The sequence below is a fragment of the Streptomyces sp. NPDC058291 genome, from assembly GCF_042880855.1.
Classification (GTDB): Bacteria; Actinomycetota; Actinomycetes; order Streptomycetales; family Streptomycetaceae; genus Streptomyces.
Genome location: NZ_JBHVYK010000153.1, coordinates 1 through 9,195 on the forward strand (window position 1 = coordinate 1; position 9,195 = coordinate 9,195).

A 9,195-nucleotide genomic window follows, 5' to 3' on the forward strand; every position below is an offset into this window, starting at 1 on the left:
CTCCCGCAGGAGCCGGAGCGTCTCATCGGTGACGAGGTGCTTGGAGTAGTCGATGTGCAGGTCCCCGACCTGCAGCGTGTATCCGGCGCCGCGCCCGGGGTCGGCGTCGAACAGCTCGCGCAGCCGCACCTTTCCGAGTTGGGCGCGGTGTTCGGCCAGCGCGGTCCACTCGGGCGCCCGGTCGAGCCTCGTACGGCCGTCTGCGTTCATGTCGGACTTCAGCCCTTCCTCACCTGTCCGTGCTGCCTTGCACGGATTCTCCCGCCGGTCCCAACCTAGTTGATCAGGAGGCGGCGCGAGCTGTCGCGGCGCCGCCTTGCGGCACACCGACAGGTACGTCCGCCCGGCCCGCGGGTATCAACGCGGCGACGGCGAACGCGAAGAGCAGGGCCGCGAGCAGCGCGGGCGCGTTCAGGCCGGCGGCCCGGGCCGCCGCCCCGCCGAGCAGGGCGCCCGCAGGCGCGCCGGAGACGGAGGCCGTGCGGAAGGCGGAGGCGATGCGGCCCACCAGGGGCGCCGGGCTGCGCTCCTGCATCAGCGTGATCTGGTTGACGTTCCACACCATGTTCATGGAGCCGAGCAACAGCATCCCCACGAACAGCGCGGCCAGGTGCTGGACGACGCCCATGAGCAGCAGCGACGCCGACTGCACCGTCCCGCCGAGCAGCAGGGCGCGGGCCCGGCCGACGCGGCGCGCGATCCGCTGGGCGAGGAAGCCGCCGCCGATGCTGCCGACGGCGTACACGGTCATCGCGGCGGCGAACTCCGTGTCGCCCGCGTGCAGCCAGCGCGTCACATGCAGCACCAGGGTGGCGATCAGGGCGCCCATGCCGATGTTGCACAGCAGGGTGGCCAGACAGATCGGCCGCAGGACCCGGTCGCGCCACAGATGGCGCAGGCCTTCGCCGATCTCGGCGCGCAGGGTGCTGCCGGCCGGGCGCGGCTCCCGCTCGGGCGGCCGCACCCGCAGGGACGCCACCAGTGCCGCGGCCAGCAGATACGTGCCCGCGTCGGCCGCGAACGGCACGGCCGCGCCGAGACCGAGCAGCAGCGGCACGAACGGGCCGGCCAGCAGTCCGCCCGCGAGCTGCTGGCCGGTCATCAGACGGGCGTTGGCCCCGCCGAGGGCCTCCGCGTCCACCAGGGAGGGCAGCAGTGCCGTGGAGGCGTTGTCGAAGAGCGTCTGAAGCGCGGTCAGCAGGAAGGCCAGGGCCAGCAGCAGGGGGACGGAGGCCTGGCCCAGGCCCACGGCCAGCGCGAAGGCGGCGACGAGGAACCCGCGCGCGGTGTCCACGGCCCACATGGCGCGCCGTTGGTCGACCCGGTCGGCGACGGCTCCGCCGAGCAGCCCGAACAGCAGCCAGGGAAGGTGGGCGCAGGCGGTGACGGAGGCGATGACCAGCGGGTCGTCCGTGAGACGGACGGCGAGCAGGGGCAACGCGGTAGCGCGCAGCGCGTCCCCGAAGCGCGAGATCACCGCGGCGCTCCACAGCCGCCCGAACCCCCCGCGCCACGCGGGCGCGCGCACTCCCGCCGTACCGACCTTCGCCACGACTCCCCCTTACGGCTGACCGGTCACCGCAGACACGGGAACCGCCGCGCAAACCGTAGAGGGCGCCACTGACAACCGGTCCGCGGACGAACGGCCGTCCGGGCCGTGAACGAGTGCGGCCGGGCGCCCTGAGGCTCCCGGCCGGTCCCGACTTCTAGATCTCGCCCCGCAGTTTGGCGAGCGCCTCGGCGAGGATCGCCTCGCCGTCCGCGTCGCTGCGCCGCTCCCGCACGTACGCGAGGTGCGTCTTGTAGGGCTCGGTGCGCGGTGGGGCCGGGGGGTTGTCCCGGTCCTGTCCGGCGGGAAAGCCGCAGCGCGGGCAGTCCCAGGTCTCGGGAACCTGCGCGTCGCTGGCGAAGCTGGGCACCGTCTCGTGTCCGTTGGAGCACCAGAAGGAGATGCGCAGACGGGGCGCGGACTCGCCCCGCTCGGCCTCGCCCATCGGCCCCGCCCCGACCCGGCTTCCTCGGATCGCGTTGCCACTTGCCACGGTCGTAACTCCCTGCGTGATGGTGCCGCGAAGCGAGTCGGCGTTTCGCTTCGCTGCGAGCGCCTCAGTCTACGTAAGGCCCAACGCGCGTCCAGTGATTGGAGTTACAGCTTCCCCACCTAGACGCAAGCCCCATGATAGGCCGCGCTCAGCTGCGCGTACCGAACATGGGGCCTTACGTACCGGAATGTGCGTGCCTGTGAGAAGCTGATCAGTTGTTCGTCTTCATCACGATGCACAGGACGATGATGCAGGTGAACCACAGCAGACCGACGACCACGGTGATGCGGTCGAGGTTGCGCTCGGCCACCGAGGAGCCGCCGACGGAGGACTGCATACCGCCACCGAACATGTCGGAGAGGCCGCCGCCCTTTCCCTTGTGCATCAGCACCAGCAGCATCAGCAGCAGGCTGAAGACGATCAGGGCGATCGAGAACCCCAAAACCACGGCTGGACCAACTTCCTCGGATTCGGATGACGACTCGGACGGACGACGGGGGCATAGCGTTGTTCCTCTGCGGCTCCGCCGCATGGCGCTATGCCCCCGCAAGGGTACGACGGATCGCCGCTACCGCATACTCACCGCTGGGATCACTGGTCGCGGAAGCGCACGATCTTGACGAACTCGTCGGCGTCCAGCGAGGCGCCTCCGACCAGCGCGCCGTCGATGTCGGCCTGCGCCATGATCTCGGCGACGTTGCCCGACTTCACGGAGCCGCCGTACTGGATGCGGACCTTGTCGGCCAGCTCCTGGGTGTACAGCTCGGCGATCTTGCCGCGGATGGCGGCGCAGACCTCCTGCGCGTCCTCGGCACCGCAGACCTTGCCGGTGCCGATGGCCCACACGGGCTCGTAGGCGATCACGACGGACTCGGCCTGCTCGGCCGGCAGGTCCTTCAGACCGCCCTCGACCTGAGCGAGGGTGTGGGAGACGTGGTTGCCCGCCTCGCGGACGTCCAGCTCCTCGCCCACGCACAGGATCGGGGTCAGACCGTGCTTGTAGGCGGCCTTGACCTTGGCGTTCACCAGCTCGTCGGTCTCGTTGTGGTACTGACGGCGCTCGGAGTGGCCGATCGCCACGAACGTGCACTTCAGCTTGGCGAGCATCGGGCCGGAGATCTCGCCGGTGTAGGCGCCGGAGTCCTGCGCCGAGATGTCCTGGGCGCCGTACTTGATCTTGAGTTTGTCGCCGTCGACCAGGGTCTGCACGGAGCGCAGGTCGGTGAACGGCGGCAGGACGGCGACCTCGACGGCCTCGTAGTCCTTGTCGGCCAGGGCGAAGGCGAGTTTCTGGACATGGGCGATGGCCTCGAGGTGGTTGAGGTTCATCTTCCAGTTGCCCGCCATCAGCGGCGTGCGAGTGGTCATGCGGGGTCAGTCCTCCAGTGCGGCGAGGCCGGGGAGCGTCTTGCCCTCGAGGTATTCGAGGGAGGCGCCGCCGCCGGTCGAGATGTGGCCGAATGCGTTCTCGTCGAAGCCCAGGATGCGGACGGCCGCGGCGGAGTCGCCGCCGCCGACGACCGTGAAGGCCGGGGAGTCCACGAGGGCCTGGGCGACCGCCTTGGTGCCCTCGGCGTAGTCGGGGTGCTCGAAGACGCCCATGGGGCCGTTCCAGAAGACGGTGGCGGCGTCGGCGAGCTTCGAGGCGTAGAGCTTGCGGGTCTCGGGACCGATGTCCAGACCCTCCTGGTCGGCCGGGATCGCGTCCCCGGCGACGGTGGCGGGGTTCGTCGGGGCCTTCGCCTTCAGGTCCGGGAACTCCGTGGAGACCAGGACGTCGACGGGCAGGACCAGCTCGACGCCGGTCTTCTCCGCGCGCTCGATGTACTCCTGCACGACCGGGACCTGGTCCTCCTGCAGGAGGGAGATGCCGACCTCGTGGCCCTGGGCCTTGAGGAAGGTGTAGGCCATGCCGCCGCCGATGAGGATGCGGTCGGCCTTGCCGAGCAGCTCGTCGATGACGGCGAGCTTGTCGGAGACCTTGGCGCCGCCGAGCGCGACGACGTACGGCCGCTGCACGTCCTCGGTGAGCTTCTTCAGGACGCCGACCTCGGTGGCGATCAGGAAGCCGGCCGCGTGCGGCAGCCGGGCCGGGAGGTCGTAGACGGAGGCGTGCTTGCGGTGCACCGCGCCGAAGCCGTCGCCCACGTAGAGGTCGGCGAGTTCGGCGAGCCGGTCGGCGAACGCGCCGCGCTCGGCGTCGTCCTTGCTGGTCTCGCCCGCGTTGAAGCGCAGGTTCTCGATGACGGCGACCTGGCCGTCGGCCAGGCCCCCGACCGTCGAGCGCGCGGACTCGCCGACCGTGTCGGTCGCGAAGGCCACGGGGGCGCCGAGCAGCTCGCCCAGCCGGGTGGCGGCGGGGGCGAGGGAGAACGCCGGGTCCGGGGCGCCCTTGGGGCGGCCCAGGTGCGAGGCGACGACCACCTTGGCGCCCGCGTCCGCGAGGGCCTTGACGGTGGGCAGGACGGCGCGGATGCGGCCGTCGTCGGAGATGGCGCCGCCGTCGAGCGGCACGTTCAGATCGGCGCGGACGAAGACCCGCTTGCCTGCGACGCCTTCGGCGAGAAGTTCGTCGATCGTCTTCATTACGGGGACTCCTGAGGAGGGCTCGTGGTGCTCGTGATCGCTCGCGATCGCTCGCGTCGCGAGGGGGCTGATCGGTACGTGCCGCAGGGCTCGGGCGGCGCGTCCCTGCGCCGCCCGAGCCCTGCGCTCACGTCGAGGTGCCTGATCCGGGGATCAGAGCCGGCCGCCGACGAAGACCGTCAGGTCCACGAGGCGGTTGGAGTAGCCCCACTCGTTGTCGTACCAGCCGAGGATCTTCACCGAGTTGCCCTCCTGGACCATGGTCAGGGAGGAGTCGAAGGTGCAGGACGACGGGTCGCCGACGATGTCCGAGGAGACGATCGGGTCCTCGGTGTAGGTCAGGAAGCCCTTGAGGTCGCCGTCCTCGGAGGCCTTCTTGAACGCGGCGTTGACCTCGTCCTTGGTGACCTCGCGCTGGAGGGTCACGACCAGGTCGGTGGCGGAGCCGGTCGGGACCGGGACGCGCATCGCGATGCCGTCGAGCTTGCCCTTGAGCTGCGGCAGGACCAGGGCGGTGGCCTTCGCGGCGCCCGTCGTGGTCGGGATGATGTTCTCGGCGGCGGCGCGGGCACGGCGCAGGTCCGAGTGCGGGAAGTCCAGGATGCGCTGGTCGTTGGTGTACGCGTGGACCGTCGTCATCAGACCCTTGACGATGCCGAAGTTCTCGTCGAGGACCTTGGCCATCGGCGCCACACAGTTGGTGGTGCAGGAGGCGTTGGAGATGACGTGGTGGTTCGCCGGGTCGTACTTGTCCTGGTTGACGCCCATCACGATGGTGATGTCCTCGTCCTTGGCCGGAGCCGAGATCAGGACCTTCTTGGCGCCGCCCGCGATGTGCTTCTCGGCGTCGGCCTTCTTGGTGAAGATGCCGGTCGACTCGATGACGATGTCGACGCCGAGGTCGCCCCAGGGGATGTCGGCGGGGTTGCGCTCGGACAGCACCTTGATGGTGTGGCCGTCCACGGTGATCGTGTCTGCCGTGTGCGACACCTCGGCCTTGAGGCGGCCCAGGATGGTGTCGTACTTCAGCAGGTGGGCGGTGGTCGCGGTGTCACCCAGGTCGTTGACAGCCACGATCTCGATGTCAGCACCCTGCTCCAGCAGCGCGCGGAAGTAGTTACGACCGATGCGGCCAAAGCCGTTGATGCCTACGCGGATCGTCACGAACCGATCTCCTCGTTGGTACGCCGGCCCATGCAGTGCCGGCGAGCTGTATTTGGGATGTCCCCGACCACCACCGACCCTACCTCTCCGAGGCCGCCGGAGTGACATCGAGTCGGCCCATACACGGCACGGCGGTCCGTACCCGCCAGTAGGGGTACGGACCGCCCGGGCCGGACGGGCCCGGTCACTCGATTCGGTCATGAACCTTCACACCGAGTTGACTTCGGCGTGTCAGCCGTCAAGTGACGTGTCAGCCGTCAAGTGAGTCGAGCGCCCTGCCGATGAGCGCCTTGCGGTCGGCCGCCGAGGTGAGGTGCTCCAGGCCGAAGCCCAGCAGCACCGTGTCGTCGGTGGTGACCGCGCCGTAGGTCCGGAAGAGCACGCCCGTGCGCGTCCAGTCCTTCAGCACGGCCGGGCTGCCCGCGGGCGGACCGCTGGCCCTCCAGGCGCCCAGCGACGTCTCGAAGCCCTCGGTCTCGGTGGCGCTGCCGCCGACGACCAGCGAGGCGTCGTCCGCGAGGACGCCGTGGCCGCCGCTGCCGGGGTCGGTGACATAGGCGATCGACACCTCGACCTTCTTGCCCGCGTACGCGCTCAGGTCGAAGTTCACCTGCTGCCAGCCGCTGGACGCGCCGGTCAGCGCGTTCCACGAGCCGGTGGAGCCGGTCGCGGCGCAGTCGCCGGAGGCGAGGGTGAGGTAGTGCCGCAGCCACGGGTGCTCGCCGAGGTAGAAGCCGCCCCCGCACTCCGCGGGCACGGCGGTGCCGGTGGCTCCGCCCGCCTCGGGGAGCGTGGTCCAGTCGTCGCCCCCGACCGTGTGGATCTCTACGATCGCGTTGTCGTAGCCGGGCTCGGTGTCCCACAGCAGCCGGGTGCGCAGGGCCGGCTTGCTCGCCGTGCCCACACCGCTGAGGTCGATGGTGCGGGTGAGGCGCTTGTAGGCGTCGTCGGTGTGCACGGCCGCGGCCATGTACGAGCCGGCGTACGGCCCGTAGGGGTTGACCGTCCCGGCGAACTGTCCGGCGCCGGCACTGGCGAACTGCGGGTACGCGGCGGCCGGCAGCTCGTCCGAGGTGACGCCGTAGGTGCCGGCCTTGTCCAGCGGGTTGCCGGGCGCGGCCGCCAGCGCCCCGCCGAAGCCGCCCAGCTCACCCGAACCGGTGAAGCCGGTGGCGCCGGGGGTGGACGTCCGGGAGTAGGCGCCCAGGTAGTACTGGCTGAAGTCGTTCGACGGGGTCCCGTCGGCGAGGGCGACGCTGCCGCCGGCCAGCTCCCCCGCCTCGATCAGCTTGCCGCCCTCGTTGAGGAAGGCGCGCAGTCGCAGCTGGGTCGGGTTGCCCGGGGCGCTCGCTCCCGTGTAGTGGACGACCGTGCCGAAGTGGCTCAGCACGCCGAGCGCGTCGGGCGCGCCCTGGGCGGCGACGTCCCAGACGACCGCCTTGCGGCCGTTGGCCTTCAGCGCGTCGACGTAGGTCTGCGCCTGGGTCGCCGCCGCGCCCTCCTCGGCCACGACGAGCGTGTCGGCCCGGGGCCGCCGGACGATCGAGTAGGTGAAATGGGAGCTGGAGACCTTCTTGCCGGCCCTGGTCTCGCCGGTGAACCACACCTCGACCTTGTCGCCCGGCTTGCCGTCGCGCACCGTGGCCCGGTACTCGTCGTAGAGAAGGTTGTCGTCCCCGCCGTAGGTCTCGCCGCCCTTCCAGGGCTTGAGCGCCCGCTCCCGCGTGCGGCCGCCGTCGACGCGGTACTTGAGCTCCTTGTGGCGGATCGCCTTCCGTACGACGACGGAGACCTCCTGGCCGGAGCCGGTCGCGTACGAGGTGGTGAACGGCGCCGGGGTGAAGTCGGCGGCGGACAGTCCGACCGAGGACGTCGGCTGGTCGGGGTGGGCGACGGACTCGGCGACGGAGAGCGCGAACGGGACGTTCTTGGCGAACTCGCTCTGGATCAGCTTCTCGTCGTCGGGGAAGTTGAACACCGACTGGCAGTCGGCCGCGTTCCACCGGTCGCCCGGGTCGAGGTTCGACGCGGTCTGGCAGGTCGACATCTCGGGAGTGAACATCCCCATGCCGTTGACGTTCGCGGCGTGGCCGTCCGCCTCGCCGTTGGTGGTGTACAGCTCCGAGGAGACCTGCGGGTGGTAGCCCGGGACCGCGGAGTTGTCGGGCGTGCCGGCGAGCGCCTTGTAGGCGACGTCGTCGGGCGTGTCGGTGGCGACCTGCCAGCCGACGCCGTAGAGCAGCAGCTCGGCGGCGGAGTGGTAGTTGATGCCGTACGTGAAGCCGATCCGCTTCTCGAAGGCGTCGAGCGCCTTGGTCTCGGGCTCGGATGCGGGACTCGCGCCGCGGTAGGTCTCGCTGGTCGGGTTGGGCGACGAACCCTCGTTGTCGTAGCCCCACTTGTAGGCGAAGTTGCGGTTGAGGTCGACGCCGTCGCCGGTGGCGATCACGCCGTCGCCGTTGACGTCCCGCAGGTTCTTGCGCCAGAGCCGGTCGGCGGGGTCCTGGAAGGTGTAGTCGTAGCCGTCGGGGTTGGCCGACAGGACGAACCACAGCTCGCTGGAGTCGACGATCTTCCTGACGCGCCGGTCGGTCCTGTAGTGGTCCAGGTAGTAGTGCATCAGCCGGCGGGTCATCTCCGGGGTGATCCACTCCCGCGCGTGCTGGTTGGACATGTACAGCACCGCGGGCTTGGAGCCGTCCTTCGACTTCTTCGCGTTCCCGGTCAGTTTGAGCGCGAGGATGTCCTGGCCGCCGATGGTTTTGCCGATGGAGACGACCTTGGTGAGGCCCGGGTTCTCCCGGCCGGTGCGCAGGATCTCCTCCTTGAGGCCGCCGCCGCCGCTGTAGGGGCGGAACACCCCGTCGGCGGCCGCGTCGAGGCGGTTCTCCGCGGTGGCCGAAAGGGTGTGCTCGGTGAGCTCGACGCCCTGCTTCCCGAGCTTCTCCGCCTGCTCGTCGGTGAGGTAGACCTCGACCGTCGCGGTGCCCTTGCGGGGCACCTGCTCGCTGAGTTCCTGACCGTCCTGGCCGGCCGCCAGCAGCAGGGGTACCTGCTGCTGGGTGACGTCGGCGCGGAAGACCTTGACCTCGTCGGTGTCGGGCTTCGGTGTGGCGCCGGGCTGTGCCTGGGCGACGGGTGCGAGCGCCGCTCCACCGAGCAGCAGCGCGCCGACAGCGAGGATCGATCTCGCTCTTCGTCTCATGAACCCCCCTTGCCTGCGTTCGCCACAGCAGCGAACCCTGCCAGGCTCATGACAGTTCATGATCGAGTCAAGAGCGCCTCGCGGGCCCGGAAAACGCCGGTGGTGGGGGGCCGGGGGGGGGCCCCCCCCCCCGGGGGTGGGGGGGGGCGCCCCCCACGGTGTGGGGGGGTTTGTGGGGGGGGGTTTGGGGGGGGGCCC

General features: G+C 70.4%; 7 protein-coding genes and 1 pseudogene. All 8 read right to left on the reverse strand.

Annotation, left to right across the window (positions count from 1 at the left end):
- Positions 1-210: pseudogene (locus ACFVYK_RS37325) on the reverse strand (glucose-6-phosphate isomerase); the annotation flags it as partial.
- A gap of 73 nt (positions 211-283) precedes the next feature.
- A complete protein-coding gene (locus ACFVYK_RS37330) occupies positions 284-1,552 on the reverse strand; it encodes an MFS transporter (RefSeq protein ID WP_389781187.1) in 1,269 nt (422 codons plus the stop codon).
- A 154-nt stretch (positions 1,553-1,706) separates the two neighbouring features.
- A complete protein-coding gene (locus tag ACFVYK_RS37335; RefSeq protein WP_082412914.1) occupies positions 1,707-2,042 on the reverse strand; it encodes an RNA polymerase-binding protein RbpA in 336 nt (111 codons plus the stop codon).
- 211 nt (positions 2,043-2,253) lie between these two features.
- Positions 2,254-2,490: a preprotein translocase subunit SecG gene (secG, locus tag ACFVYK_RS37340; protein ID WP_256915905.1), complete on the reverse strand. Its 237-nt coding sequence runs from the start codon at positions 2,488-2,490 to the stop codon at positions 2,254-2,256.
- 143 nt (positions 2,491-2,633) lie between these two features.
- Entirely contained in the window at positions 2,634-3,410 is a 777-nt protein-coding gene (tpiA, locus tag ACFVYK_RS37345; protein ID WP_389781188.1) for a triose-phosphate isomerase, read from the reverse strand.
- 6 nt (positions 3,411-3,416) lie between these two features.
- A complete protein-coding gene (locus ACFVYK_RS37350) occupies positions 3,417-4,628 on the reverse strand; it encodes a phosphoglycerate kinase (protein ID WP_389781189.1) in 1,212 nt (403 codons plus the stop codon).
- A 153-nt stretch (positions 4,629-4,781) separates the two neighbouring features.
- Positions 4,782-5,792, reverse strand: a complete 1,011-nt coding sequence (gap, locus tag ACFVYK_RS37355) for a type I glyceraldehyde-3-phosphate dehydrogenase (RefSeq protein ID WP_389781190.1) — start codon at positions 5,790-5,792, stop codon at positions 4,782-4,784.
- Between the two features lie 250 nt (positions 5,793-6,042).
- On the reverse strand, positions 6,043-8,997 hold the full coding sequence (locus ACFVYK_RS37360) for a M14 family zinc carboxypeptidase (protein ID WP_389781191.1): 2,955 nt from the start codon (positions 8,995-8,997) through the stop codon (positions 6,043-6,045).
- Positions 8,998-9,195 lie beyond the last annotated feature (198 nt).

Coding starts and splice junctions, on each gene's coding strand:
- ACFVYK_RS37360 (WP_389781191.1), bottom strand. CDS start 8,997: ATGAGACGAAGAGCGAGATCGATCCTCGCTGTCGGCGCGCTGCTGCTC.
- tpiA (WP_389781188.1), bottom strand. CDS start 3,410: ATGACCACTCGCACGCCGCTGATGGCGGGCAACTGGAAGATGAACCTC.
- ACFVYK_RS37350 (WP_389781189.1), bottom strand. CDS start 4,628: ATGAAGACGATCGACGAACTTCTCGCCGAAGGCGTCGCAGGCAAGCGG.